The following is a 23,244-nucleotide window of genomic DNA, read 5'->3' as shown; positions in this document are numbered from 1 at the left end:
GGTGTGGAGTCAGTCGCCGGAGCTGCGGCTCCAGCCCTCCTTGTTCATCTGGCGGGAGCGTCCGATGGCGAGGGCACCATCCGACACATCCTTGGTGATAGTCGAACCGGCTGCGACCGTCACCTCCTTCCCCAGAGACAACGGAGCCACCAGCACGGAATTGGCCCCGGTCTTGCTGCCGTCGCCGATCACCGTGTGGTGCTTCCGAACGCCGTCGTAGTTGGCGGTGATCGTGCCGGCCCCCACATTGACGTTGTCGCCAAGGCTCGCGTCGCCGATGTAGCTGAGGTGATTCACCTTGCTGCCAGCTCCGATCTGACTCTTCTTCACCTCAACGAAGTTGCCGATGCGGCAGCCCTTGCCGATCTCAGCCGCCGGTCGGAGATGGGCGAACGGGCCGATGCTGACGTCGTCCGCCACGGTCGCCTCTCGCACCACCGAATGCAGAACGGTCACGGCGTCTCCGAGATCGGCATTCTCCAGCAGCGAACCTGGACCCAGACGGCAGTTGTCTCCGATTCGGCAGGATCCCCTCAGATGGGTCTGGGGTTCGATCACCACATCTCTCCCGAACCGGCAGTCCTCACTCAGGGTGCAGCTGTCCGGATCGACGAAGGTGACCCCCTCCGCCATCCAGTGCTCCCTGAGCCGCTGCTGAAGCACCGCTTCGCACTGCGCCAGCTGTCTGCGGTTGTTGATGCCATTCACTTCATCGGGATCCGCCACTTCCACATGCATGGCCCGTGGCAGCATCGCCACGGTGTCGGTCAGGTACAGCTCTCCCTGGTCGTTATCGGTGCTCAGCTGCGGCAGAACCTTCTCCAGCGCAGGCCAGTTGAAGCAGTAGATGCCTGCGTTGGTGAGGGTGTTGCGGCGCTGCTCCTCACTGCAGTCGCGATGCTCGATGATGCCGCTGACCTGTCCCGTTTCATCAGCGAAGACGCGGCCGTAGCCGGTGGGATCCGAAAGCCGAGCCGTCAGAAGCGTGACGTCGGCGCCGCTCTCCCGGTGACAGGTCACCAGGGACTCGATCGTTTCCGGGCGTAGTAGCGGAACATCGCCGTTGAGCACCAGCAGTTCCCCTGCAAATCCCTGCAGCACCGGCAGCAGCTGCTGCACGGCGTGACCTGTGCCGTTCTGGGGTTGCTGCAGAACGAACTCCAGACCGCCGATCGGGCTCAGCTTCTCTTCCACTCGTTCAGCCTCGTGACCCACGATCAACAGGCGTCGTTCGGGCTGCAGCGTGCGGGCACTGGCCAGAACCCGCTCCACCAGGGTGGCTCCCGCCAGAGGCTGCAGAACCTTCGGCAGAGCGCTCTTCATGCGAGTGCCCTTTCCAGCGGCCAGAACAGCAACGGCAAGCATGGCGGCGGGCGTGATCGAAACGGCCGGAATCTACCGGGATCAGCCGGTGGAGTTGTGCCGCCAGCGCCGCTGCCAGGCGTTGGTCGGCTCGAGGCTGCATCCGTCCTGTTCCATGTTCCGGCGCCGCAGGATGGCAGCGCAGTCGTCGGTGCCGCTGGGATCCCGGAAGGGCACGGCGGCGCGGGTGTGGAGATGCTCTTCCTCCATCAGAGACAGTGCTCTCCAGCCCGGCCCTCCATCAGGAATCGGCGCTCCCGGGCGCACGGCCATCGTGCCGCTGCTCCAGCCCGGCCGTTCGCCCGGGGCCGGCAGCAGCGAGAACAGCATCAGACCGTTCCGTTGCAGGCTGGCCCGCACCGCAGCCGATCTGCTGTAGGTGAGCAGACGTCCGCCGGCAGCCAGACGCCCGGCCAGGGCCGCCAGAAACTCCTCACTCCACAGCTCCGGACAGCGCTGGGGTGAGAAGGCGTCCTGAAGGATCAGATCGAAGCTCTGCCTGTCTGGGATCTGCCTCAGCATGCTGCGGGCGTCTCCCCAGAGCAGCCTGCCGCGGCAACGTTCGTGATCCCAATGGCCGTGATCGCGAATCTGCTCCAGCACTTGAAGAACGGATGCCGACCAGCTGCTGCGGAAGTCCTGCCGTGCCAGGGCCAGCTCCAGAGGACGGTGGTCCAGTTCCAGCCCCCACCAATTCAGTTCAGGAGCTGGTGTCGGCAGCGCTTCCAGAACCACGGCGCTGTTGTAGCCGAGACCGACGCAGACATCGAGCACCCGGAGCGGTGTTCCTTCCTGGAATCGCTCGAGCTGAGCCGGAACGGCGAATTTCGCCTCGGCTTCGTTGCGGGCTCCTGCGGAGTTGTGAAACGCCTCGCCGAAACGATCGCTTTGCAGGCTGAAGCTGCCGTCCGCGGTGGGATAGGCGTGCAGTTCTCCGAGGTCAGCTGCGCAGTCGGGCAAGGTCGTCCCAGAAGGTCGGGTAGGACACGGCCGCGGCTTCACTTCGGGCCAGGGTTGAGTCTCCGCTCGCCAGCATGGCGGCCACCGCCAGGCTCATCGCCACTCTGTGGTCGGTCTCACTGTCGAGAGCGGTGCCCTGCAGAGGACGACCTCCGCGGATGGTCATGCCGTCCTCATGTTCGTCGATGTCCGCTCCCATCGCTCTGAGTTGTCTGGCCATCACCGCCAGCCGGTCGGTCTCCTTCACCCGCAGTTCCGAGGCTCCGCTGATACGGCTTTCGCCGGCGCAGAAGCAGGCGGCGACGCTGAGGATCGGCACCTCGTCGACGAGTCGCGGCATGATCGATTCCCCGAACTCAAAGGGCTGGAGCGGCGCCTGACGCACTCTGAGGTCGCCGACCGGTTCACCCGCCACATCCCGGCGGTTGAGCACCTCGATGCGGGCCTGCATCTGTTCCAGAACCTCGAGGATGCCGGTGCGTGTCGGATTGAGCCCGACATTCTCGATGGTGAGATCGGCTCCGGGCACAAGCGACCCAGCCACCAGCCAGAACGCGGCCGAGCTGATGTCTCCCGGCACCACCACCGACTGGCCCCGCAGATCGGCACCGGGCCTGACCGTGATGTGCCGTCCCATTTCCCCATCCACCTCGAGATCGGCACCGAAGGCCCGCAGCATGCGTTCGCTGTGATCTCTCGACTGGGCCGGTTCGATCACCGTGGTCGTACCGTCCGCGGTCAGAGCGGCCAGCAGCAGAGCGGATTTCACCTGAGCGCTGGCGACTGGCGTGCCGATCACCGTGCCTTTCAGCTGTCGTCCCTGCACGGCCAGGGGAGCGAGATTGCCGCTGTCACGTCCGCGCACCTCAGCTCCCATGGCCGAGAGAGGCTGGCCTACCCGTCGCATCGGGCGACGTCGCAGTGAGGCATCGCCATCCAGGATGAAGTGCCGATCGCTCCGACCGGCCAGCAGACCGAGCATCAGCCGCATGCTGGTGCCGGAGTTGCCGCAGTCGAGGATCACCGAGGGCTCTTGAAGGCCTTCGAGGCCGACTCCCTGCACCGTGACCGTGGCGCCAGGGGTGATCGGACTGATGGCGACTCCCATGGCCCGCAGGCAGGCTGCGGTGCTCAGCGGGTCCTCGGCCGGCAGCAGCCCTTCGATGGTTGTCGTGCCTTCGGCAATGGCCCCGAACAGGAGTGAGCGGTGGGAGATGGACTTGTCCCCGGGCACCGTCACCCGGCCGGAGAGGCTGCCTCCAGCCGGCAGCACACGGGGGATGAACGGGCTGCCGGTCGCGCTCAAGACTTCGGGGAAACAGCGACCGTTGATCCTATGGGGCGATGCTGAGCCGCTGCATCAATCGATCCAGGGCATAGCCGAACAGGCTCGGATCCGGTTCGGACTGCCCCAGGTCATCGAGTCCCAGCTCGTGCCATCGCTCCGAGACCCGCTGCTCCAGCGACGCCGGACGGCTGAGCGGTTCCCCCCAGTCGTGATTCTTCTCCGGTCCGACCTTGGTGGTGGCATCGATGGCCAGACGTCCCCCGAGCCCCAGCTGTTCGCTGGCGAAATCCAGGCTGTCGAAGGGGGTGTCCTCAAGGGTGAACAGATCACGCTGAGGGTCGACCTGAGCTGCGATCGCCCAGACCACCTGGCGCGGGTCGCGCACATTGATGTGACGATCCACCACCACCACGAACTTCGTGTAGGTGAACTGAGGCAATGCGCTCCAGAAGGCCATGGCCGCGCGTTTGGCCTGGCCTGGATAGGCCTTGTCGATGGAGAGCACCGCCAGCTTGTAGCTCAGCGCCTCCATCGGCAGGAAGAAATCGGTGATCTCCGGGATCTGCTGGCGCAGGATCGGTGTGTAGATCCGGTTCAGGGCGATGGCGAGCATCGCTTCCTCCTTGGGGGGACGGCCGCTGAAGGTGGTGAGGAAGACGGGATCCCGTCGCTGCGTCATGCAGTGGAAGCGCACCAAAGGGGAGTCCTCCACGCCCCCGTAGAACCCCATGTGATCGCCGAAAGGGCCGTCCGGCAGCACCTCCCCGGGGGTGATCGTTCCCTCCAGCACCACCTCGCTGTGGCTGGGCACCTGAAGGTCGATCGTCTTGCAGGGTGTCAGCCGGACGCCTTCACCGGCATAGATCCCCGCGAACAGCCATTCGCTCAGCTGCACGGGGATCGGTGTGGCCGCTGCCATCACCAGCAGGGGGTGGACGCCGATGGCCACAGCCACGTCAAGCTTCCTGCCCATCGCGGCGGCCTTGCGCAGATGGCGAGCCCCACCGCGCACGCTCAGCCAGTGCACCGTCATGGTGTTCACCGACTGCTTCTGAAGGCGGTAGACGCCGACATTCGGCACACCTGTCTCAGGGTCCTTGGTAATCACCAGCCCGAGGGTGATCACCCCACCGGCATCTCCGGGCCAGGGTCGGATCAGCGGGATGCTGTCGAGGTTCACCGCGTCGCCCTGGAAGACCTGCTGCCGGCAGGGCGGCATCAGATCCCGATCCGGACGGGCCTTCACCAGATCCCAGAACACCCGGGCGAAGCGTTTGGTTTCCCCAAGGCCCTTGGGTGGTCTGGGTTGCTGCAGCAGAGCGAGCCGTTCCCCGAGTTCCTCGAGCTGCTCGGCCCGCTCCAGACCCATGCTCCACACCACCCGTTCGACGGTCCCGAGCGTGTTCACCGCCACGGGCATTGGGGAACCGATCACGTTTTCGAACAGCAGCGCCGGACCTCCCTGGGCCAGGACCCGATCCGCGATCGCAGCCAGTTCCAGATCCGGATCCACCGGAGCGGTGATGCGACGCAGCTGCCCGCGTTGGTCCAGCAGTTCCAGGAAGCCGCGCAGGTCACGGGTTGCCGGGCCGGTCTGAAACAGAGGCATGAAGGCGACGGTGCGGCGCTGTCGGTCTCGGTACTGTGTCGCACGCCGAATCCAAGCGTGGCCATGCAGATCTCCTACTTCCATGTGCCTGCTGAGATGCCAGCGGACGTCCGGCCCGAAGCGGCGGTCGTGATCGATGTGCTCCGGGCGACGACCACCATCGCCTGGGCTCTTCAGAACGGTGCTGAAGCGGTGCAGGCCTTCGCGGACCTCGAGGATCTCCGCCAGGCGGCCGATCTCTGGCCGGAATCCTCCCGACTGCGGGTGGGAGAGCGCGGAGGCAAGACGCTGCCGGGTTTCGATCTCGGCAATTCGCCTGTGGCCGTGCTGCCCGAAACGGTGGCTGGCAAGCGTCTGTTCATGAGCACCACCAACGGCACGCGGGCGTTGGATCGCGTCCGCGATGTTCCCTTGCTGGTTACCGCTGCTCTGCCGAACCGCGAAGCGGTGGCAGAGCGGCTGCTGGAGAAGCGGCCCGCATCGGTTGCGATTGTGGGCAGCGGTTGGGAAGGCACGTATTCCCTGGAGGATTCCCTGGCGGCAGGGGCCCTCGGCGCCCTTCTGACGGAACGGGACCCGGCAGCCACCGTGATCGCCAACGATGAGCTCTCCGCTGCCATCGCCCTCTGGCAGCACTGGAGGCAAGACCCGGAAGCCTGCCTGCGCAGCGCGAGCCATGGTCAGCGCCTGATCGGTCTCGGCGACCACGATGCCGATTTCCGCTGCTGCGCGGGTCTCGACCAGATCAGCGTCGTTCCGACTCAGATCGAACCAGGCGTTCTGAAGGCCGCATGAGCGGCTCTAAAGTCGCGCTCACAGAAGTGGAATCGTGAACGATTTCCTGGTGGCTGCCGTGCAGCTCACGAGCAGTCAGGACCCGGAGGCCAATTTCACGGCGGCCGAGGAGCAGATCGATCTGGCAGCACGACGCGGTGCCGAGCTGGTGGGTCTTCCAGAGAACTTCGCGTTCATGGGGGACGATGCCCGCCGTCTCGAGTTGGCACCGACCCTGGCGGAGCAGTGCAGCCGATTTCTGGTGACCATGGCGCGTCGCTATCAGGTGACGCTGCTGGGAGGGGGCTTCCCCGTCCCGGTCGGCGATGGACAGCGCACCCTGAACCGGGCTGAGCTGGTGGATCGTGACGGCCAGCTTCTGGCGAGGTACGACAAGATCCATCTGTTTGACGTCGATCTTCCGGACGGCAACACCTACCGGGAGTCGGCGACGGTTGATGCCGGAGGGGAACTCCCTCCAGTGGTGGACGTGCCCGGTCTCTGTCGGCTGGGGGTGTCCATCTGTTACGACGTGCGCTTCCCTGAGCTCTATCGCCATCTCGCCGATGCCGGCGCCGACCTGCTGATGATCCCCGCCGCCTTCACGGCCTTCACCGGCAAGGACCACTGGCAGGTACTGCTCCAGGCCCGTGCGATCGAAAACACGGCCTATGTGCTGGCTCCGGCTCAGACCGGACTTCACTACGGGCGGCGTCAGAGCCATGGTCACGCCATGGTCATTGACCCCTGGGGAACGGTGCTTGCTGATGCCGGTGTCCAGCCTGGAGCCGCAGTCGCTCCGGTCAACTCCGCCCACGTCGGACACATCCGTGCGCAGATGCCGAGCCTGCGTCATCGTCAGCCAGCTCTGTTCTGAGTCCGATGGCAGCGGCGTCATCCCGCCGAATCTCCTGCCTGGTGGCAGCGGCGCTCCAGTTGGCGTTGCTGCTGCCGTCGCTGCCGGCCAGGGCCGCCAGCGCCTTGTCCGCCTGGGCATTCACCGAGCGAGGCACGCTGCAGCTGCGCACAGCTCGCAATGCACGCCTGGAGGCCTTCTATCAGGAACCGAGTGACGGCCGCGGCACCCGGGTCTGGATCGACTTTCCCGGTGAGCTTCGCTTCCCGCGCAAGCTGCTCGGTCGTGGCGCCGTCAAGGAGATCCGCCTTGGAAAACCACGGTCCGGTGCAACGCGGCTGGTGATCGAATTCCGCCCCGGTGTGGAGCTCGATCCAGCTCAGCTTCAGTTGCGAGGTACCGCTCCGGATCGCTGGGAGCTGGCCTTCACCGGATTGCCCACCCAGGGTCTGGCTGATCTGGGGGAGGGAGATCTCAGTGGTCGGGCCACGGCCTGGAGACCCACCGGACGCTTCGCGCCCAGCAGGACGCCGGTTGATCCCTCTGGTCTGCCCATGGTTCCCCTCAACCGCTACCGGGTGGTGATTGATCCAGGTCACGGGGGGCCTGATCCCGGTGCCGTCGGCATTGGCGGTCTGCGGGAGACGGATGTGGTGCTGGATGTCTCGTTGCAGGTGGCAGCTCTGCTGCGGGCAAGAGGTGTCGATGTTCGGCTGACCCGCAGTTCCGAAGTGGATGTGGATCTCCCGCCCCGGGTTCACCTCGCCAATCGCTCCGCCGCGAACGTGCTGGTCAGCATTCATGCGAATGCCCTCAGCATGAATCGTCCCGAAGTGAACGGTATCGAGACGTTTTTCTTTTCCGATCCCCGTTCCGGACGTCTGGCCGGCTATCTGCAGCAGCAGATGATGGATGTCTCTCCAGGCACTCCCGACCGGGGCGTGCGTCGGGGACGTTTCTTCGTGATCCGGCGTTCCACGATGCCCTCCGCCCTGGTGGAGATGGGTTTCGTCACCGGTGAGATCGATGCTCCGCGGCTCGCCCAGGCGGCCCATCGACGACGCCTGTCTCTGGCTCTGGCGGCGGGGATCCTCAACTACCTCAACCGTGAGGTGCGATGAAGCCGCTGCTCGGTCTGTTCGACAGTGGCCTTGGAGGTCTCACGGTGCTGAGGCGGGTGCTTGAACGCCACGGTGCCGTCAGCTGCATCTACCTGGGAGATACGGCCCGTGTTCCCTACGGCGGTCGTGACGTCCAGGAGCTCCGCCAGATCGCCGCTGAAGTGGTGGGATGGCTGCGGGATCAACAGGTCTCAACGGTGGTGATGGCCTGCAACACCACCAATGCCCTGGCGAAGGATGTGGCGGAAGCGGTCGCGGCGGGACCGGTGATCGGGTTGATTGAAGCGGCGTCCTCCATGGTGCGGACCTCCCGGGTGGGCGTGCTGGCAACCGCTGCAACGGCGGCCTCCGGCGTCTACCGCAGCTGCATCGAGGCGTCGCGTCCGGGAACGCTGGTGGTGGAGCAGGCCTGCCCCTCCTTCGTGCCATTGATCGAACGGGGGGACTTTGCCTGCACTGAGCTCAGAGAGGCCGCCGAGACCTATCTCGCTCCGCTTCTGAAGGCCTCCGTTGAATCGATCGTGCTGGGCTGCACCCACTACCCCCTGCTGGCACCGCTGCTGACGGAGCTGCTGCCGGAGACCGTCGAGCTGATTGATCCTGCGGTGGGGGTGGCCCGGGAACTCGATGCCGTCCTCGGGACGGCGCAACCGCTGAGCTCAGGCCAATCGGCTTTGGAACGCTGCCGCTTCTGCGTCACGGCGGATGGCGAGGGTTTCGCGGATCGTGCCGCTCCCTGGCTCGGGGAGCGGCCTCTGGTCCATGAGGTCGTGCTGCGGTCCCGAGAGAAGGGCCATTAGGATCTCGGCGCCGAGGGGTTTCATGATCACCGTCACCGAGCTGCTGGAACCGGTCGAGAAGGATCTCGAGACCCTGCTCGGAGACCTGCGCAGTCTGATCGGAGCCGGTCATCCAATCCTTCAGGCTGCTGCGGAACATCTCTTCAGTGCGGGAGGCAAGCGACTCCGGCCTGGGATCGTGTTGCTGATCTCGCGTTCTCTGGCGGCCGGCGGCGAGTTGTCCCCCCGCCATCGCCGACTGGCTGAGATCACCGAGATGATCCACACCGCGTCACTGGTGCATGACGATGTCGTGGATGAGGCGTCAACGCGGCGTGGTGTGGCCACCGTCCACAGCCGCTTCGATGCCAGGGTCGCTGTTCTCGCCGGAGACTTTCTTTTTGCACAGGCCAGCTGGCATCTGGCCAATCTCGACGATCTCGACGTCGTGAAACTGCTGAGCCGCGTGATCATGGATCTGGCGGACGGTGAGGTGAAGCAAGGTCTGTTCCGGTACGACACGGCTCAGGGTTTCGAGACCTATCTCGAGAAGAGCTACTGCAAAACCGCGTCGCTGATTGCCAACAGTTCCCGTGCCGCGGGGGTGTTGAGCGGCTGCAATGAAATCCAGCTCGACAGCCTCTACCAGTTCGGTCGTCAGCTCGGGCTCGCCTTTCAGGTGGTTGACGACATCCTTGATTTCACCGGCAGCGACCAGCAGCTCGGAAAGCCCGCTGCCAGTGATCTGGCAAGTGGGTATCTCACGGCTCCCACCTTCTATGCCATGGAGGAACAGCCGGGTCTGAAAACACTCATCCAACGCGAATTCAGCGGCGAATCGGATCTTCAGGACGCTCTCGCCATGGTGCGCTCCTCCCGTGCGATCGAACGCAGCCGCGAACTGGCTGAGACCTTCGCCCGCGAATCCCGGGAGTCTCTCGCCTGGCTGCCGGAATCGGATTGCAAACGCGCACTGCTGGAGTTGCCTGATTTCGTGCTCAGTCGCCTGTACTGATCAAGGTTTCGAGCACAACCTCAAGACTGTTGATCCGAGCGGGGTTTCCGTCAATCTCCGACGTACCCAGTGATTCGTTCAGCGTCCAGACCTGGCACCCCGCCGCCAGTGCCGATGCCGTTCCTGCCTGGGAATCCTCCAGGGCCCAGCAACGGTCAACGGGAATGCCCAGCCTTGCGGCGCCGAGTTGGAACGGCGCTGGATCAGGCTTCCCTGCGCTCAGCTCCGGATCATCTCCGTAGACCCGCATCCCGATCTGCGTCAGCCAGGGATGGGGAGCTGACTTGAACAGCACCGACTCCTCAGCGCTGCTGGTGACCAGAGCCGTGGCGATTCCAACTTGATGGCAGTACTGCACCAATGCTTTCGCTCCTGGCATGGCCCTGGCCTCGGGCAGCAGCTGCCGCACGATCGGTTGCTGAACCGCGAGAAGAGAGTCCGGATCCACCGGTTCGGGCAGCCATGCACTCACCTGCCGAGCGCAGTCATGCCGCCGCCGTCCCTTGAGCTGCTGCAGCTGTTCTCTGTTCAGGTTCCCGCCGAAATGAGCCGCTGCATCGGACCAGCCCCTGCTGTGCAGTGGCTCGGTGTCGAGCAGCAGACCATCCAGATCGAACAGACAGGCCAGGGGACGGGATGGCATCACCATCATTCATTCAGGGCAGGGGAACTTGCCGACGGTTTGATACGGGAGCCGGATCGTGAGGCGATGACCTCTTTAGCCTGCGGGGCGAGCTGCGCTGTCCTCGCCTGCTGTGACCGACTCCAAGACAACCATCGAAAGCGTGCTTCAGGAGCAGAGAGTCTTCGACCCACCGGCGGAGCTGGCTTCCGGTGCGCGGATCGGCAGCCTCGAGGCCTACCGGTCGATGGCGGAGGCGGCCAAGCAAGATCCCGACAGCTTCTGGGGAGATGCGGCGCGTCGCGAGCTGCACTGGTTCGAGCCCTTTCACACCGTTCTCGATTGGAGCGATGCCCCGTTCGCCCGCTGGTTCGAGGGCGGCACCACCAATCTTTCCTTCAATTGTCTGGACCGACACCTCGAGGGTCCCACCGCGGCCAAGACGGCATTGATCTGGGAGGGAGAGCCCGGCGATGTCCGGCGTTTCACTTACAGCGAACTGCACGCTGAGGTGTGCAAGGCCGCGAACGCTCTGCTGGCGATGGGAATCGGCAAGGGCGATCTGGTGGCCCTCTACATGCCGATGGTTCCAGAAGCGGCCATCGCCATGCTTGCCTGCGCTCGCATCGGTGCCCCGCATTCCGTGGTCTTCGGTGGCTTCTCTGCCGAGGCTCTGCGGGATCGGCTGATCGACGGAGAGGTCAAGGCGGTGATCACGGCAGATGGCGGATTCCGCAAGGACAAGCCCGTCTCCCTGAAACCGGCTGTGGATGCCGCCCTCGCCGGTGGTGCCTGTCCGTCGGTGAGCGGAGTTCTGGTGGTGCAGCGCACCAAGCAACCGGTCGAGATGGTGGAAGGCCGTGACCTGTGGTGGCATGAGCTGGTGGCTGGGCAGAGCAACGTCTGCCCAGCTGAACCGATGGCCAGTGAAGACCGGCTGTTCGTGCTCTACACCTCCGGTTCCACCGGCAAGCCGAAGGGGGTGGTGCACACCACTGCCGGCTACAACCTCTGGGCTCACCTCACCTTCCAGTGGATCTTCGACATCCGGGATGAGGATGTCTTCTGGTGTACGGCTGATGTGGGTTGGATCACCGGCCACAGCTACATCGTCTACGGCCCGCTGTCCAACGGCGCCACCACGGTGATGTACGAGGGAGCGCCGCGCCCCTCCAAGCCCGGGGCCTTCTGGGAGCTGATCCAGAAGCATGGGATCACGATCTTTTACACCGCCCCCACGGCGATCCGAGCCTTCATGAAGAACGGCAGGGACGTGCCGGATCAATTCGACATGAGCAGCCTGCGTCTGCTGGGAACGGTGGGAGAGCCGATCAATCCCGAGGCCTGGATGTGGTACCGAGACGTGATCGGCGGCAACCGCTGCCCGATTGTCGACACCTGGTGGCAGACGGAAACCGGTGGCGTGATGATCAGCCCCCTCCCGGGCGCCACCCCCACCAAGCCGGGATCCGCCACCCTGCCGCTGCCTGGCATTCAGGCCGACATCGTCGATGCCGAAGGCAACAGTTGCGGGCCTGATGAAGGTGGGTATCTGGCGGTGCGGGCCCCCTGGCCCGGAATGATGCGCACGGTGCATGGCAACCCCCAGCGCTTTCGCGAGAGCTACTGGGAGCACATCCGCCCAGCGGATGGGTCGTACCTCTATTTCGCTGGCGATGGTGCTCGCCGCGATGCCGACGGTTATTTCTGGGTGATGGGCCGGGTGGATGACGTGATCAACGTCTCCGGTCACCGCCTCGGCACGATGGAAATCGAGTCAGCTCTGGTGAGCCATCCCGCGGTGGCGGAAGCCGCTGTCGTGGGTCGTCCCGATGACCTCAAGGGTGAGGGCATCGTTGCTTTCGTCACCCTGGAGGCGGGGCGCGAGTCGTCGGATGATCTGATCAAGCAGCTCAGAGCACATGTGGGAACGGAGATCGGCCCGATCGCCCGGCCGGATGAGATTCGCTGCAGCGATGCTTTGCCGAAGACCCGCAGCGGCAAGATCATGCGCCGGATTCTGCGTGCCCTGGCGGCAGGTCAGGAGGTCAGTGGCGACACCAGCACCCTGGAGGACCGCTCCGTGCTGGACCGTCTGCGCGCCTGATCAGTCGGGCATCGTCCATTCGGCGACAGTGGTCGTCAGCCTGCTGATCACGGCGGCCCGCTTCGGATCATCGGCCCAGGCCCCCAGCAGGCTGCGCCGAAGTCCGGCGCTGGCTGGGGTCAGGTGGTCCCCAGGAAGCTGCTGGAACACCGTGGCATCGTCGCTGCGCTGATTCAGTGCCGGAATCAGCTCTTCACTCTGGTCGAGCCCATCGCTGCCGAAGCGCACCACCAGATTGCGCGGCTGCAGATAGTGGCGGCTGATCAGCCGCAGGGTCTCCGCCGGTCCCGGGCTGAATTCCGTCTCCACTCCCAGGCGTGGGGCGATGTCTCCGAGCAGGGGAATGGAGCGATCCGCTTTGAAGTTGTTGAAGCTGAGGGCGACCAGTCCGCAGCTGCCGCGGCCGCCATCGGGAGCCAGCAGGTGCAGCTTGCAACCCAGGCTGTGGCCGAGGCGCAGCGGTGGTGGCAGCCGGCCGCTGCGCTCCTCGAGCTGACGACGGGCTGTGCGCAGATCACTCCAGGCCTGTCGAGCCTGGCTCTGATGGTCGAAGCCCGGGACGTACGACCAGGCATGAACCGCAATGCCTCGGCTGACCAGACCTTCCAGAAGACGCCGGTAACTCACCTGGGGTGTGGCCGCCAGATAGCTGCCACCGATGAACTCCACCAGCGTCCGTGGACGGGGGGGCCTGAGCTGCCAGATCGAACCCAGCTGACGCCAGGTGTCACTCATGCCCGTGAGCCGGCCAGGCCGCTGAGGATGCGACGGGCTTCGCGCACGTGAGCTGGACCATCCAGCAGGTTGTCGAACCGATGCCGGATGAGTCCGTCTCCATCGATCACGTAAGTCACCCGGCCTGGGAACAGACCCATGCTGCGGGGCACTCCGAAGCGTCGGCGCAGGGTGTTGCCGGGATCACTGAGCAGTGGGAAAGGCAGGTTGTGGCGGTTGGCGAATCGACGGTGGCTGATGGTGTCATCGCCGCTGACCCCCCAGACCAGAGCACCCAGGTCACGAAGCTCGGAGTGACTGTCTCGGAAGCTGCAGGCCTGAATGGTGCATCCCGGGGTGTCGTCCTTCGGATAGAAGAACAGCACCAGACTCCGACCCCCCAGTGACGCACTGGAGTGACGATCGCCGTTCTGATCCGTCAGTTCGAAGGATGGGATCCGGTCGCCGACACCGAGGGCCATTCAGAAGTTTCTGCAGCGATGAGCCTAGGAATCGGGCTCTTGCCCCGGGAGTGACAATCAGATCGTTCTGCAAGGCTTGTCGGAATGGGAGATCTCGCCTCTGGTCAGCTGGATCTGCTCGGGGGGTTCTCCGACCCTGATCCGGTGCCCGGAGGGCCAGCCACGCTGCTGATCATCGACACCGAGACCACCGGACTGGATCCGCAGCAGGATCAGTGTCTCGAGCTGGGAGTGATTCTGTTCTCGGTTCCATCCCGGGCCGTTCTCGCCCAGCAGTCCTTTCTGCTGCCCGTGGAGAGCAACGCCGCCGAGCCCATCAATCGTATTCCCGCGGATGTGACGCGCCTCCCCCAGCCGTGGAAGCAGGCGATGCGCTACTTCCAGAGCCTTCTCGAGGCAGCCGATCTGCTCGTGGCGCACAACGCCGCCTTCGATCGACAGTGGTTTGGTCAGGGGCTTCTTCCCGCCGTGTCCCAGCCTTGGCTCTGCACGATGGACGACGTGCGCTGGCCTGCCGAGCGTCAGCTCCGTGCGCGTCCGTCGGTGCGTGATCTCGCCCTCGCTTACGGCATTCCTGTGTGGGCGGCACACCGTGCCCTGACGGACTGCATCTACCTGGCTGAGGTGTTTCAGCGCTGCGACGATCTGGAGGAGTTGATCAAGCAAGGCCTGGAGCCGCGTCGCCTGGTCCGCGCCAGGGTGTCGTTCGATGATCGTCATCTCGCCCGCGAGGCAGGTTTCCGCTGGAATGAACCGGTGAAGGGTGCCTGGACCCGCAGGCTCACCCGTCGCGAAGAGGCCGAGCTTCCTTTCGCTGTCGTCCCGGTGGAGGTCGTTCCAGACCGCCTGTCTGCCTGACAACTCAACGCTTTTGCTTCAGCACTCCGAAGCCACTGGTGTGTTTTCAGGCCGGGGCCGTTGGCTGGATCAGGGTGTTGGCATGGCCGCCTTCATTCACCATCAGAGTCGACCCCTGCGTTGTCGCCTGCGTCAATGGCAGCAGGTACGCACTTGGGCTCGCCTGATCAGGGAAGCGGAAGCCCTTTGGCATGTTGACGTTCGCGCCTTGCGGCGGATGGGTGCCCAGGAGTTATCGCAACTGATCGAAGAGGTCCCCCCGACTCATCGACAGCGTGTTAACCGTTGGCTTAATTGCTATTCAGTGTCCACCCGATTACAGACAGCAAAGACTTCGAATCACACCAATAGTGCTTGCTGAGTCAACGTTGGAATCAGCAAGCACCTCCACCGCTCCTGGGAATTCGTAGACCCTTAACCGTTCCCTAACGACGGATCTATCGCTGATTAGCTACTCCTAGGTCGCCAGTTTCTCCCTAGGCCTCTCATGAGCTTCGCTAAGAAGGCTCTTCTCTTCTCTTCCGTGCTCGCTCTTGGAGCTGGCATGTCTGCATCCGCTGCTGAAAAGCTGAACGGTGCCGGTGCATCGTTCCCCGCCAAGATCTATCAGCGTTGGTTCGCCACTCTGGCCAAGGAAGGTGGTCCTCAGGTCAACTACCAGGCTGTTGGTTCCGGTTCCGGCCGCAAGGCTTTCATCGACCAGACCGTGAACTTCGGTGCATCGGATGACCCGATGAAGAAGAAGGACATGGCCAAGGTCAAGCGCGGCGTCGTCCAGATCCCCATGGTCGGTGGCACCATCGCCTTCGGGTACAACAAGCCCGGTTGCGATCTGAAGCTGACCCAGGAGAAGGCCGTCAAGGTCGCCATGGGCAAAATCAGGAACTGGCAAGAGCTCGGCTGTCAGCCCGGCACCATCACCTGGGTGCACCGTTCCGATGGATCCGGAACCACCAAGGCCTTCACCAACTCCATGCAGGCCTTCTCCAGCACCTGGACCCTGGGTACCGGTAAATCCGTCAAGTGGCCTGCCGGCGTCGGCGCCAAGGGCAACTCCGGTGTCGCCGGTGTGATCCAGAACCGCCTGGGCGCCATCGGTTACGTCAACCAGTCCTACATCAAGGGCAACGTCGTTGCCGCCGCTCTGCAGAACAAGTCCGGTGAGTTCCTGAAGCCCTCCGTGGCTGCAGGTGCCCGTGCTCTGAACGGCATCACCCTCGACAAGGATCTGGCCGGCAAGAACCCCAACCCCACCGCCAAGGGCGCTTATCCCATCGCCACCCTCACCTGGGTGCTGGCCTACAAAACCGGCAACGGCGGCAAGGCCAAGGTGGTCCAAAACGCCTTCAACTACATGCTGAGCAGCAAGGCTCAGAACGTGGCTCCTTCCCTGGGCTTTGTTCCCCTGAAAGGCGACATCCTGGCCAAGGCCAAGGCCGCTGTGAGCAAAATCGGTCAGTGATTCTGATCTGAACTCTCTCCTTCGGGAGGGTTCTTGTTGATCACCAAGAGGGCCTTCGGGCCCTCTTTTTTTGGGCCTGATGGCCGTGGATCAACATCCTTTTCTCATTCTTGGACAAGCGTTAGACAGCCCTTAACCGAATGGCCCCCAGCCCTTTGCCTGGATCAGATGTTGTGCTCCATACACTTGCTGTGTATCCGCGGAACACCCATGGTTGCGATTCCTTCCCGTGAGCTTTCACCACGGCGCAATGGCTTTAGGGAACTCCTTGAAAGTAATTATCAGAAGCGCAACCTGGTGCATCTCACCGCTGGAAGTGTTGTTCCACTCCTGAAGAACAGCATCTGGCTGGTGGTGCGCGGCATGGTCAAGCTCGGAGCCGTGTCTGTCCACGGCGATGAGCTACTGCTGGGCCTGGCCGGTCCCAATGAGCCCTTTGGAGAACCCCTCAGCACCGTCGAGGCCTATGAGGCGGTCGCGCTGACGGACTGCGACCTGCTGTGCATGTCCACCAATGAGGTGGAACAGTCCCCGCAGCTGGCGATTGCGATGATGGATGCCATTGCCGCCCGCTACCGCCAGGCGGAGTACCTGTTGGCTCTGCTTGGACTGCGTCGCGTGGAGGAGAGGGTGCGTGGATTCCTGGAGCACCTGGCCCAGGATTACGGCCAGCCCTGTGATGACGGCCTGAGGCTCAACCTGCGCCTGACCCATCAGGAAATGGCCAGCGCCCTCAGCACCACTCGCGTCACTGTGACCCGGGTCATCGGACTGCTTCGCGATGAAGGCTGGCTGAAGATTGATGCCCAGCGGCATCTCGTGATCGCTCACCTGCCCCGACGCTGAGCGTCGGGATCACCCATGAAAAAGAGCCGGCGGGGATCACCGGCTTCTGGCCTGAATCGAGGAATCAGGTCATGGGACTGGACGGAAGAATCGGAGCGGCGGGATTTGAACCCACGACCCCCACTACCCCAAAGTGGTGCGCTACCAAGCTGCGCTACGCCCCGTCAGAAGCAAGTTATCACAGGGCATTCCGGCGTCCTGCCCCCAGCCGGGCAGCTCTCTGTTTCTCCCCTCTGCGAAGCCGCTTCAGCAGATGCAAGGTCAGCTGATCCCTGGACAGACTTGCGTAATGGCCCAGTCGCTGCTGCTGCGCCAGCCGCCGCAATTCCCGCAGGGACATCGCGGCAAGGCGAAGTTCCGGAAGAATTCTCCAGGCCCTTGCCCGCATCGGCAGCGTTTCCACCGGTGCGGTGGCCTGGCCGATGTTGAGGGTTCCATCGGCCAGCCATTCAGGAATCAGCACCACCAGAACGGCGATCAGTCCATACAGCTCCACCAGACCCCTTGGCAGGGGATGCAGCTGTCGGCGCTGGTGTCTCTCGTGCGGAGCGGTCACGTGAGGTCAGTCCGACGCGCGGATTCCCCACACGATGCCATTGACCGCAACCGGATCTCCGAGGCGTGCTCAGATCCGCAATGTTCCGGGATCGGTGGCCGGCTGCTCACGCCAGAGCAGTGGTGATGCGGGGTCGGCGTGAAGGGTTCGGGTCTGAACGATCAGCCCGAACACCAGCATCAGGGTCAGCAGCAGGGCCAGCAGCACCTGACGGTCGGAGAGCCTCTCGGGCATCAGTTCATCCTGATCGGGCTGTTGTCGCTCCGCAGCACGCAGTGGCTGATGGACCAGTCGTACGACTCCCAGACCCTTGGCGGCAACCGATAATCCGCCTTGTCGAACGCGCTCAGCACAGCCCCGGTCGGCATCGCTGAGCAGTAAGGACGGCTGCCTGGCTTGGCCAGGTACTGCTGGTGGTAAGGCTCGGCGTAATGGAAGGTGCGATCCGCCTGGATCTCGGTGGTGATCGCTCCGAAGCCACGTTCCTGCAGGGCCTGCTGGTAGGCGTCCCGGCTGGCCAGCGCCAGGCTCATCTGCCGATCCGTCGTTGTGTAGATCGCGGAGCGGTACTGGCTTCCGGTGTCGTTGCCCTGGCGATCCCCCTGGGTCGGGTCGTGGCATTCCCAGAAGAGTTTGAGCAGATCGCTGAAGTCAATCGCGGGGGTGCTCCACACCACCCGAACCACTTCGGTGTGACCGGTTCGACCGCCGCAGACCTGTTGGTAGGTCGGAGACTCCACCTGACCTCCCGCGTAGCCGACGGCCGTGCTCACGACTCCCGGGAGGCGCCAGAAGCCCTTCTCCGCTCCCCAGAAACATCCGCAGGCGAAGATCGCCTCCTCCTGGTCACTGAGCAGGGGCGCGCGCAGAGGCGTCCCCAGAACAGCGTGACGCTCCGGTTCGGCGACGTCGGGTGAACCGCCGCTCGGGGAGAGCCAGGAGGGAAGCATCGGAGGGATCATTCAGAGAAGTCACCCTAGGCAGACGGAGCTGTTCAGGTCGTCTGGCTCTGTTCGGACGGGTCCAGCTGGATGTGATTCAGCAGCGTGGTCACAAAGGCGAACAGAAGGAACGGCAGGCTCAGCACCAGGATCAGCCCAACTCCGACCAGCGCGAACAGAGGACGGGATGAGCCCATCAGGGCGAGGCCCGCAGCCAGGCTCACGAAGATCACAGCCATCCAGGCGAGCACCTGGCCGTAGATATCACCGAAGGTGAGGGTGCAGCGCAAGGAGAAAGGAGTGCTGCTGGTCATGAACTGCTCTGGCGTTTCCTCAGCTAAGCCCCTTGACCATGGTGTGAGGCCCAAGCTTCCAACTTCTTCAGAAAGCCATGGCATCGAGTTGCTCGGCGGCCTGCTCGCGCTCCCACAGCCTTCGGTAGACCCCCGGGACGTGAATCAGATCGTTGTGGTGCCCCACCTGCACGATCCGTCCGTTGTCCATCACCAGGATGCGATCGCAGGCTGCAGCGGCGGACAGCTGATGACTGATCATCACGATCGTGCGATCAGCCTGGGCTCTGATCGAAGCCAGAATGGCGGCAGCCGTGTTGTTGTCGACGCTGGCGAGGGCATCGTCGAGCACCAGCACCGGAGCCGGAACCAGCAGCGCTCGCCCGAGTGCCGTTCGTTGTCTCTGCCCCCCGCTGAGGGTGATGCCGCGTTCCCCGACGATCGTGCTGAATCCATCCGGGAAGCCGCGCACATCCTGGATCAGGCGTGCCTGATCAGCGGCTTTCTCCACCCGTTCATCGGGGGCGTCGGGCTCCCCGTAACGCAGATTGTCCGCAAGGGTGCTGGTGAACAGGAACCCCTCCTGAGGAACCATCGCCACATCGCGCCGCAGTCGTCCCAGGGGCAGCATGGTGACGTCGATGCCATCCAGGAAGAGCTGGCCGTCCTGCACCGGCACCATGCGACCGAAGGCACGGGCGAGGGTGGTCTTGCCGCAGCCCACCGGCCCGACAATGGCGACGAGCTCCCCGGGCTCGATGCTGAAGCTCAGGTCGATGAGCGTGTCCCGCTCCGCGCCCTCGTAGCGCACAGAGAGTCCGCGGGCTTCCAGCCGTCCACTCGCAGACGTCTGACCGGCCTCTTGATGATTCCCCCTGTCCTGGATGAGGGGCTGTCGCTGGAGCAGTTCCTCGACCCGCTCAAGGCTGACCTGGCCTGTCTGGAAGGTGTTCAGAGTGAAGCCGAGCAGGGCGGTGGGGAACACCAGCCGTTCCACATACAGGATCAGGGCCACCAGACCTCCGATGCTGAGGGTGCCGGCCTCCAGCTGGCCACTGCCCAGGGCGAGCAGCAGCAGCAGAGAGATCGAGGCGATGCCCTCGAGGAGTGGGAACAGCGTGCTCCGGGTGCGGGCCAGTCGGATGGCGCTGTCCCGGTAGTGCCGGTTGAGTGAACCGAAGGCCTCCTGTTCGGAGACCTCCTGCCCGTAGATCTTGATGGCACCGATGCCCGAGAGATCCTCCTGGATCAGCTCGCTCAGCCTGGAGAGGGTCTCCTGCTGACGCCTCTGCTGCCGCATCATGCGCCCGCCGAACAGCCGCACTGTGCCCAGCATCAGCGGATAGAGACCAACCGCTGCCAGCGTCAACCAGGGGTCGATCGCAAGCATGAACGGCAGGGTGAAGCTGTAGGCAAGAACGGTGTTGGTGAGGCTGAGAATCGCAAATCCCAGCAGCCTCCGGATGTTCTCGACATCGCTGGTGGCACGGCTGATCACTTCACCGCTGCCGGTGGATTGAACCCAGGCCGGCTCCTGCCTCAGCATGTTGTCGAACAGTCGCTGCCGCAGCTCCACCTCCACCTGTCGTCCGATGCCGAACACCAGCTGACGCGACAGCAGACGCACCCCTCCCATCGTGGTGGCGAGCACCACGATCCAGCCCGCCTGACGCAGCACACGGTCGTAGGAGAAGCCGTCCTGGAGCTCATCGATGACGCGACGCACCTCCATGGGGATCGTGACGCTGAGGATGTTGACCACCACCAGCGCCAGAGCTCCCAGAAGCACGCTGCGCCGGTGAGGTCGCAGATAGCGGCCGATCAGATCGAGGCGCATGGCGGCCATGCCGTCTCCAGTGCAGGCCGACAACCTAGGCAGTGGCCGATTGCGTCAGGCTGGTGCGATCGGGAACCGAGTCGATGTCCGAGCCCACCCCGAGCCATCCGCTCCAGGCGACGGGGACCTCACCGATCTGGCTCGCTTGCTGATCCGCTACGACGGCTTTCCTGGAGCCGAAGATCTGCAACGGGACCTGGATCGGCTGCTGACGCTGTGGTCGCTGACGCGAGACGACCTGAACAGCCGCGTGCGCAGCCTCTGGGCGAGTGGCTTCCGGCCAGGCCAGGCTGTGGACGATGCCGTCGGTTCAGGCTTCGACACCACCGAGAACGATGCCGGCTGATGACCCGCGCAGCCGGTCTGGTCAGGTTCTGGACGTTTGAGTGATAGTGGTGGAGTCCCCATCACCTGGCCCGGCGTGCTCTGCACCCCGGGTTTTTTTGTCACCGGTTGCCCACGATGTCGCCTCACTCACCTTCCTGGTCCGCATTGCTGGATGGCCTGCTGCAAGGAGGAGATCTGAGCAGCGCGGAGGCGACAGCCCTGATGCGGGCCTGGCTGGCGGAAGAGCTTTCACCCGTGCAGACCGGTGCCTTCCTGGCCGGGTTGCGGGCCAAGGGAATGGTGGCGGAGGAGCTCGCGGCGATGGCATCCGTTCTGCGCGAGGCCTGCCCGCTGCCCTGTGAACGGCCGGATCTGGCCATGGTGGACACCTGCGGCACCGGTGGTGATGGTGCCGATACCTTCAACATCTCCACCGCCGTGGCCTTCACCGCAGCGGCGTGTGGTGTCTCGGTGGCGAAGCACGGCAACCGCAGCGCCAGCGGCAAGGTCGGATCAGCGGACGTGCTCGAAGGGCTCGGTCTGCAGTTGAAGGCCCCTCTGCCCCGGGTCGTTGACGCGCTCTGCAGCACGGGGATCACCTTTCTGTTCGCCCCTGCCTGGCATCCGGCCCTCGTGAACCTCGCGCCTCTGCGTCGCAGTCTCGGCGTCCGCACGGTGTTCAATCTCCTGGGTCCCCTGGTGAACCCCCTGCGCCCCCAGGCACAGGTGCTTGGGGTGGCTCGGGACACCCTGCTCGATCCGATGGCGGGTGCCCTGCAGCGGCTCGGCCTTCAGCGGGCCATCGTTGTCCATGGCGCCGGCGGTCTCGATGAAGCCTCGCTGGCCGGCAGCAACCAGTTGCGACTGATCGAGAAGGGTGAGGTGCGCTCTCTCTCGCTCACTGCCGAGCAGCTGGGACTGGAATCGGCCCCTCTGGAGGCCCTCCGCGGTGGGGATCTGTCCATGAACAGCACCATCCTTGAACAGGTGCTGCGCGGCCAGGGAAATGCTGCCCAGCGTGACGTTGTCGCTCTCAACACAGCACTGGTGCTCTGGGTTGCCGGTGTGGAGCAGGAGTTCAGTGTCGGTGCCGCCATGGCCCGTCAGAGCCTGGATCAGGGGCATCCCTGGCAGCGACTGGAGGCCCTTCGGCGGGCCCTTGCCGATGGAGATGGACAATAAGAAGGTGATGAGCTGCGGCTGGCTGCCTTGATCTCCGTTTCTCCGTCCGCGCAGGCCCATCTCGTGCTGGCGGACGGCACGGTGCTCACGGGCCATGCCTTCGGCAAGCGGGGATCGGTTGTCGGGGAGGTGGTGTTCAACACCGGGATGACCGGCTACCAGGAGGTGCTGACGGATCCCAGCTATGCCGGGCAGTTGGTGAGTTTCACCTATCCCGAGCTGGGCAATACAGGAGTGAATGGTGAGGATCTGGAGGCGGAGACGCCCCATGCACGCGGAGTGATCGCCCGACAGCTGTCGCCGTGTCCCAGCAACTGGCGCAGCACGGGAGATCTCCAGACCTGGATGGTTGGCCATGGGCTGGTCGGGATCTGCGGTGTGGACACCCGGGCACTCGTGCGTCATCTGCGCGAGGCCGGTGCGATGAACGGCGTGATCGGGAGCGACGGTCGTACTCCGGCTGAACTGATGCAGCAGCTGAAGCAGGCTCCTTCGATGGAAGGGCTGAACCTCGCCGACGCTGTCAGCACGCGGACTCCCTACGCCTGGCAGTCACCCTGCGCTGCGAGCTTCGATCAGCGGCTGAGGACGAATCCTGAGGAGCGCTACCGGGTGGTCGCGATCGATTTCGGCATCAAGCGGGCGATCCTGGATCGGCTTGCTGCCCATGGTTGTGCCGTCACGGTGCTTCCTGCCAGCACCGATCTGGAGACCGTGTTGGACCATCGCCCGGAAGGGGTGTTCCTCTCCAACGGTCCGGGGGATCCGGCCGCGGTGTGCGGCGGAATCAGCCTGGCCCGCCAGTTGCTGGATCAGCCGGATCTGCCCCTGTTCGGGATCTGTTTAGGCCATCAGATCCTCGGTCTGGCCCTCGGCGGCAGCACCTTCAAGCTCACCTACGGCCATCGAGGACTCAATCATCCCTGCGGCACGCATGGCCAGGTGGAGATCACCAGCCAGAACCATGGATTTGCCCTTGATGCGGCGTCCCTGGACAGCAGCCGCATCGCGATCACCCATCTGAATCTGAACGACCGCACCGTGGCGGCTCTCGCGCATCGCAACCAACCCGTCTTCGGTGTTCAGTACCACCCGGAAGCAAGTCCAGGCCCCCATGACGCGGACCACCATTTCGCCAGGTTCGTGACCTTGATGGCGGATCGGCGGTCCAGTGGTGGTTGACGCCGTCCAGCCTCACTAAAATCTCGCCCAGAGGTCTCCCGGGAGCTGAACCCATCAGCGAATTGCAGCGA

The 23,244-nt window shown here is 64.2% G+C and carries 26 protein-coding genes and 1 tRNA gene; 13 read left to right on the top strand and 14 right to left on the bottom strand.

The genetic code is table 11. The annotated features are described in order from the left end of the window. Nucleotides 1–9 precede the first annotated feature (9 nt). The 4 genes from glmU to SynA15127_RS07825 are packed head-to-tail and all read right to left on the bottom strand — an operon-like array spanning nucleotide 10 to nucleotide 5,219. Complete coding sequence (glmU, locus tag SynA15127_RS07840; protein ID WP_186483589.1) at nucleotides 10–1,365, bottom strand: bifunctional UDP-N-acetylglucosamine diphosphorylase/glucosamine-1-phosphate N-acetyltransferase GlmU; 1,356 nt, start codon at nucleotides 1,363–1,365, stop codon at nucleotides 10–12. A gap of 39 nt (nucleotides 1,366–1,404) precedes the next feature. Then, nucleotides 1,405–2,322, bottom strand: a complete 918-nt coding sequence (locus SynA15127_RS07835; protein WP_186483588.1) for an MnmC family methyltransferase — start codon at nucleotides 2,320–2,322, stop codon at nucleotides 1,405–1,407. Then, entirely contained in the window at nucleotides 2,303–3,628 is a 1,326-nt protein-coding gene (gene aroA, locus SynA15127_RS07830; protein WP_186483587.1) for a 3-phosphoshikimate 1-carboxyvinyltransferase, read from the bottom strand. Before aroA ends, SynA15127_RS07835 begins: the two co-directional genes overlap by 20 nt. 28 nt (nucleotides 3,629–3,656) lie before the next feature. Beyond that, nucleotides 3,657–5,219: a UbiD family decarboxylase gene (locus tag SynA15127_RS07825; RefSeq protein ID WP_186483586.1), complete on the bottom strand. Its 1,563-nt coding sequence runs from the start codon at nucleotides 5,217–5,219 to the stop codon at nucleotides 3,657–3,659. A 63-nt stretch (nucleotides 5,220–5,282) separates the two neighbouring features. Here SynA15127_RS07825 and SynA15127_RS07820 point away from each other — a divergent pair, with 63 nt between their 5' ends. Genes SynA15127_RS07820 through sds form a run of 5 tightly spaced genes read left to right on the top strand, consistent with a single transcriptional unit; the run spans nucleotide 5,283 to nucleotide 9,764 of the window. Further along, a complete protein-coding gene (locus SynA15127_RS07820) occupies nucleotides 5,283–6,014 on the top strand; it encodes a 2-phosphosulfolactate phosphatase family protein (RefSeq protein WP_186483585.1) in 732 nt (243 codons plus the stop codon). 34 nt (nucleotides 6,015–6,048) lie between these two features. Continuing rightward, nucleotides 6,049–6,870, top strand: a complete 822-nt coding sequence (locus SynA15127_RS07815; protein ID WP_186483584.1) for a carbon-nitrogen hydrolase family protein — start codon at nucleotides 6,049–6,051, stop codon at nucleotides 6,868–6,870. Nucleotides 6,871–6,875: 5 nt separating this feature from the next. After that, a complete protein-coding gene (locus SynA15127_RS07810) occupies nucleotides 6,876–7,970 on the top strand; it encodes an N-acetylmuramoyl-L-alanine amidase (RefSeq protein ID WP_186483583.1) in 1,095 nt (364 codons plus the stop codon). Further along, a complete protein-coding gene (gene murI / locus SynA15127_RS07805; RefSeq protein ID WP_186483582.1) occupies nucleotides 7,967–8,770 on the top strand; it encodes a glutamate racemase in 804 nt (267 codons plus the stop codon). The genes SynA15127_RS07810 and murI overlap by 4 nt, the downstream gene beginning before the upstream one ends. 22 nt (nucleotides 8,771–8,792) lie before the next feature. Beyond that, the gene (gene sds, locus SynA15127_RS07800; protein ID WP_186483581.1) at nucleotides 8,793–9,764 is read left to right on the top strand and encodes a solanesyl diphosphate synthase; all 972 of its coding nucleotides are present in this window, start codon (nucleotides 8,793–8,795) and stop codon (nucleotides 9,762–9,764) included. Here sds and SynA15127_RS07795 read toward each other — a convergent pair. Then, the gene (locus SynA15127_RS07795) at nucleotides 9,748–10,407 is read right to left on the bottom strand and encodes an HAD family phosphatase (RefSeq protein ID WP_186483580.1); all 660 of its coding nucleotides are present in this window, start codon (nucleotides 10,405–10,407) and stop codon (nucleotides 9,748–9,750) included. The two genes, sds and SynA15127_RS07795, sit on opposite strands and share 17 nt — an antisense overlap. 112 nt (nucleotides 10,408–10,519) lie before the next feature. On the opposite strand from SynA15127_RS07795, the gene acs reads away from it, so the two are divergent. After that, nucleotides 10,520–12,493, top strand: coding sequence for an acetate--CoA ligase (gene acs / locus SynA15127_RS07790; RefSeq protein ID WP_186483579.1), 1,974 nt, complete (start codon nucleotides 10,520–10,522; stop codon nucleotides 12,491–12,493). Here acs and SynA15127_RS07785 read toward each other — a convergent pair whose 3' ends face one another. Together SynA15127_RS07785 and SynA15127_RS07780 are read right to left on the bottom strand one after the other, a co-directional pair. Continuing rightward, nucleotides 12,494–13,228 carry a DUF1350 family protein gene (locus SynA15127_RS07785; RefSeq protein ID WP_186483578.1) on the bottom strand — a complete coding sequence of 245 codons (735 nt, stop codon included), beginning with the start codon at nucleotides 13,226–13,228 and terminating at the stop codon, nucleotides 12,494–12,496. Further along, on the bottom strand, nucleotides 13,225–13,689 hold the full coding sequence (locus SynA15127_RS07780) for a peroxiredoxin (protein WP_186483577.1): 465 nt from the start codon (nucleotides 13,687–13,689) through the stop codon (nucleotides 13,225–13,227). The genes SynA15127_RS07785 and SynA15127_RS07780 overlap by 4 nt, the downstream gene beginning before the upstream one ends. 84 nt (nucleotides 13,690–13,773) lie before the next feature. Here SynA15127_RS07780 and SynA15127_RS07775 point away from each other — a divergent pair, with 84 nt between their 5' ends. Next, nucleotides 13,774–14,547: a 3'-5' exonuclease gene (locus SynA15127_RS07775; protein ID WP_186483576.1), complete on the top strand. Its 774-nt coding sequence runs from the start codon at nucleotides 13,774–13,776 to the stop codon at nucleotides 14,545–14,547. 46 nt (nucleotides 14,548–14,593) lie between these two features. Here SynA15127_RS07775 and SynA15127_RS07770 read toward each other — a convergent pair whose 3' ends face one another. After that, nucleotides 14,594–14,740, bottom strand: a complete 147-nt coding sequence (locus SynA15127_RS07770) for a hypothetical protein (protein ID WP_186483575.1) — start codon at nucleotides 14,738–14,740, stop codon at nucleotides 14,594–14,596. Between SynA15127_RS07770 and SynA15127_RS13545 the strand changes: the two genes are divergently transcribed. The 3 genes from SynA15127_RS13545 to SynA15127_RS07760 all read left to right on the top strand — a co-directional run bounded on the left by SynA15127_RS13545 (nucleotide 14,675) and on the right by SynA15127_RS07760 (nucleotide 16,855). Further along, nucleotides 14,675–14,908 carry a hypothetical protein gene (locus SynA15127_RS13545; RefSeq protein ID WP_255475650.1) on the top strand — a complete coding sequence of 78 codons (234 nt, stop codon included), beginning with the start codon at nucleotides 14,675–14,677 and terminating at the stop codon, nucleotides 14,906–14,908. The two genes, SynA15127_RS07770 and SynA15127_RS13545, sit on opposite strands and share 66 nt — an antisense overlap. A gap of 126 nt (nucleotides 14,909–15,034) precedes the next feature. After that, entirely contained in the window at nucleotides 15,035–16,009 is a 975-nt protein-coding gene (gene pstS, locus SynA15127_RS07765; protein ID WP_186483574.1) for a phosphate ABC transporter substrate-binding protein PstS, read from the top strand. Nucleotides 16,010–16,219: 210 nt separating this feature from the next. Continuing rightward, nucleotides 16,220–16,855, top strand: coding sequence for a Crp/Fnr family transcriptional regulator (locus tag SynA15127_RS07760; RefSeq protein ID WP_186483573.1), 636 nt, complete (start codon nucleotides 16,220–16,222; stop codon nucleotides 16,853–16,855). 90 nt (nucleotides 16,856–16,945) lie between these two features. Here the strand turns inward: SynA15127_RS07760 and SynA15127_RS07755 are convergent. The 6 genes from SynA15127_RS07755 to SynA15127_RS07730 form a co-directional block, all read right to left on the bottom strand. Next, a tRNA-Pro gene (locus SynA15127_RS07755) sits at nucleotides 16,946–17,019 on the bottom strand. A gap of 14 nt (nucleotides 17,020–17,033) precedes the next feature. Beyond that, nucleotides 17,034–17,411: a hypothetical protein gene (locus tag SynA15127_RS07750; RefSeq protein WP_186483572.1), complete on the bottom strand. Its 378-nt coding sequence runs from the start codon at nucleotides 17,409–17,411 to the stop codon at nucleotides 17,034–17,036. A gap of 69 nt (nucleotides 17,412–17,480) precedes the next feature. Further along, a complete protein-coding gene (locus tag SynA15127_RS07745) occupies nucleotides 17,481–17,645 on the bottom strand; it encodes a hypothetical protein (RefSeq protein ID WP_186483571.1) in 165 nt (54 codons plus the stop codon). Continuing rightward, the gene (gene msrA / locus SynA15127_RS07740) at nucleotides 17,645–18,361 is read right to left on the bottom strand and encodes a peptide-methionine (S)-S-oxide reductase MsrA (RefSeq protein WP_186483570.1); all 717 of its coding nucleotides are present in this window, start codon (nucleotides 18,359–18,361) and stop codon (nucleotides 17,645–17,647) included. Before msrA ends, SynA15127_RS07745 begins: the two co-directional genes overlap by 1 nt. Before the next feature lie 44 nt (nucleotides 18,362–18,405). Next, complete coding sequence (locus SynA15127_RS07735) at nucleotides 18,406–18,666, bottom strand: hypothetical protein (RefSeq protein WP_186483569.1); 261 nt, start codon at nucleotides 18,664–18,666, stop codon at nucleotides 18,406–18,408. A 67-nt stretch (nucleotides 18,667–18,733) separates the two neighbouring features. After that, the gene (locus tag SynA15127_RS07730; RefSeq protein WP_186483568.1) at nucleotides 18,734–20,491 is read right to left on the bottom strand and encodes an ABC transporter ATP-binding protein; all 1,758 of its coding nucleotides are present in this window, start codon (nucleotides 20,489–20,491) and stop codon (nucleotides 18,734–18,736) included. Here SynA15127_RS07730 and SynA15127_RS07725 point away from each other — a divergent pair. The 3 genes from SynA15127_RS07725 (at nucleotide 20,481) to carA (ending at nucleotide 23,173) form a co-directional block, all read left to right on the top strand. Further along, nucleotides 20,481–20,828 carry a DUF3288 family protein gene (locus tag SynA15127_RS07725; RefSeq protein WP_255475434.1) on the top strand — a complete coding sequence of 116 codons (348 nt, stop codon included), beginning with the start codon at nucleotides 20,481–20,483 and terminating at the stop codon, nucleotides 20,826–20,828. The genes SynA15127_RS07730 and SynA15127_RS07725 overlap by 11 nt on opposite strands. A 116-nt stretch (nucleotides 20,829–20,944) precedes the next feature. Continuing rightward, nucleotides 20,945–21,991 carry an anthranilate phosphoribosyltransferase gene (gene trpD / locus SynA15127_RS07720; protein ID WP_186483567.1) on the top strand — a complete coding sequence of 349 codons (1,047 nt, stop codon included), beginning with the start codon at nucleotides 20,945–20,947 and terminating at the stop codon, nucleotides 21,989–21,991. A 30-nt stretch (nucleotides 21,992–22,021) separates the two neighbouring features. Further along, nucleotides 22,022–23,173, top strand: coding sequence for a glutamine-hydrolyzing carbamoyl-phosphate synthase small subunit (gene carA / locus SynA15127_RS07715; protein WP_370594042.1), 1,152 nt, complete (start codon nucleotides 22,022–22,024; stop codon nucleotides 23,171–23,173). Nucleotides 23,174–23,244 lie beyond the last annotated feature (71 nt).

Source organism: Synechococcus sp. A15-127, assembly GCF_014280215.1.
Lineage (GTDB): Bacteria > Cyanobacteriota > Cyanobacteriia > PCC-6307 > Cyanobiaceae > Parasynechococcus.
This window is presented reverse-complemented; position numbering and strand designations above follow the sequence as displayed.

Bases quoted from the DNA above. Each gene is read 5' to 3' on its own strand.
- glmU (WP_186483589.1), bottom strand. From the start codon at position 1,365: ATGCTTGCCGTTGCTGTTCTGGCCGCTGGAAAGGGCACTCGCATGAAG.
- SynA15127_RS07825 (WP_186483586.1), bottom strand. From the start codon at position 5,219: ATGCCTCTGTTTCAGACCGGCCCGGCAACCCGTGACCTGCGCGGCTTC.
- SynA15127_RS07820 (WP_186483585.1), top strand. From the start codon at position 5,283: ATGCAGATCTCCTACTTCCATGTGCCTGCTGAGATGCCAGCGGACGTC.
- SynA15127_RS07810 (WP_186483583.1), top strand. From the start codon at position 6,876: ATGGCAGCGGCGTCATCCCGCCGAATCTCCTGCCTGGTGGCAGCGGCG.
- murI (WP_186483582.1), top strand. From the start codon at position 7,967: ATGAAGCCGCTGCTCGGTCTGTTCGACAGTGGCCTTGGAGGTCTCACG.
- sds (WP_186483581.1), top strand. From the start codon at position 8,793: ATGATCACCGTCACCGAGCTGCTGGAACCGGTCGAGAAGGATCTCGAG.
- SynA15127_RS07795 (WP_186483580.1), bottom strand. From the start codon at position 10,407: ATGCCATCCCGTCCCCTGGCCTGTCTGTTCGATCTGGATGGTCTGCTG.
- SynA15127_RS07785 (WP_186483578.1), bottom strand. From the start codon at position 13,228: ATGAGTGACACCTGGCGTCAGCTGGGTTCGATCTGGCAGCTCAGGCCC.
- SynA15127_RS07780 (WP_186483577.1), bottom strand. From the start codon at position 13,689: ATGGCCCTCGGTGTCGGCGACCGGATCCCATCCTTCGAACTGACGGAT.
- SynA15127_RS07775 (WP_186483576.1), top strand. From the start codon at position 13,774: ATGGGAGATCTCGCCTCTGGTCAGCTGGATCTGCTCGGGGGGTTCTCC.
- SynA15127_RS07770 (WP_186483575.1), bottom strand. From the start codon at position 14,740: ATGCCAAAGGGCTTCCGCTTCCCTGATCAGGCGAGCCCAAGTGCGTAC.
- pstS (WP_186483574.1), top strand. From the start codon at position 15,035: ATGAGCTTCGCTAAGAAGGCTCTTCTCTTCTCTTCCGTGCTCGCTCTT.
- SynA15127_RS07760 (WP_186483573.1), top strand. From the start codon at position 16,220: ATGGTTGCGATTCCTTCCCGTGAGCTTTCACCACGGCGCAATGGCTTT.
- SynA15127_RS07745 (WP_186483571.1), bottom strand. From the start codon at position 17,645: ATGCCCGAGAGGCTCTCCGACCGTCAGGTGCTGCTGGCCCTGCTGCTG.
- msrA (WP_186483570.1), bottom strand. From the start codon at position 18,361: ATGCTTCCCTCCTGGCTCTCCCCGAGCGGCGGTTCACCCGACGTCGCC.
- SynA15127_RS07735 (WP_186483569.1), bottom strand. From the start codon at position 18,666: ATGACCAGCAGCACTCCTTTCTCCTTGCGCTGCACCCTCACCTTCGGT.
- SynA15127_RS07725 (WP_255475434.1), top strand. From the start codon at position 20,481: ATGGCGGCCATGCCGTCTCCAGTGCAGGCCGACAACCTAGGCAGTGGC.
- SynA15127_RS07730 (WP_186483568.1), bottom strand. From the start codon at position 20,491: ATGGCCGCCATGCGCCTCGATCTGATCGGCCGCTATCTGCGACCTCAC.
- trpD (WP_186483567.1), top strand. From the start codon at position 20,945: ATGTCGCCTCACTCACCTTCCTGGTCCGCATTGCTGGATGGCCTGCTG.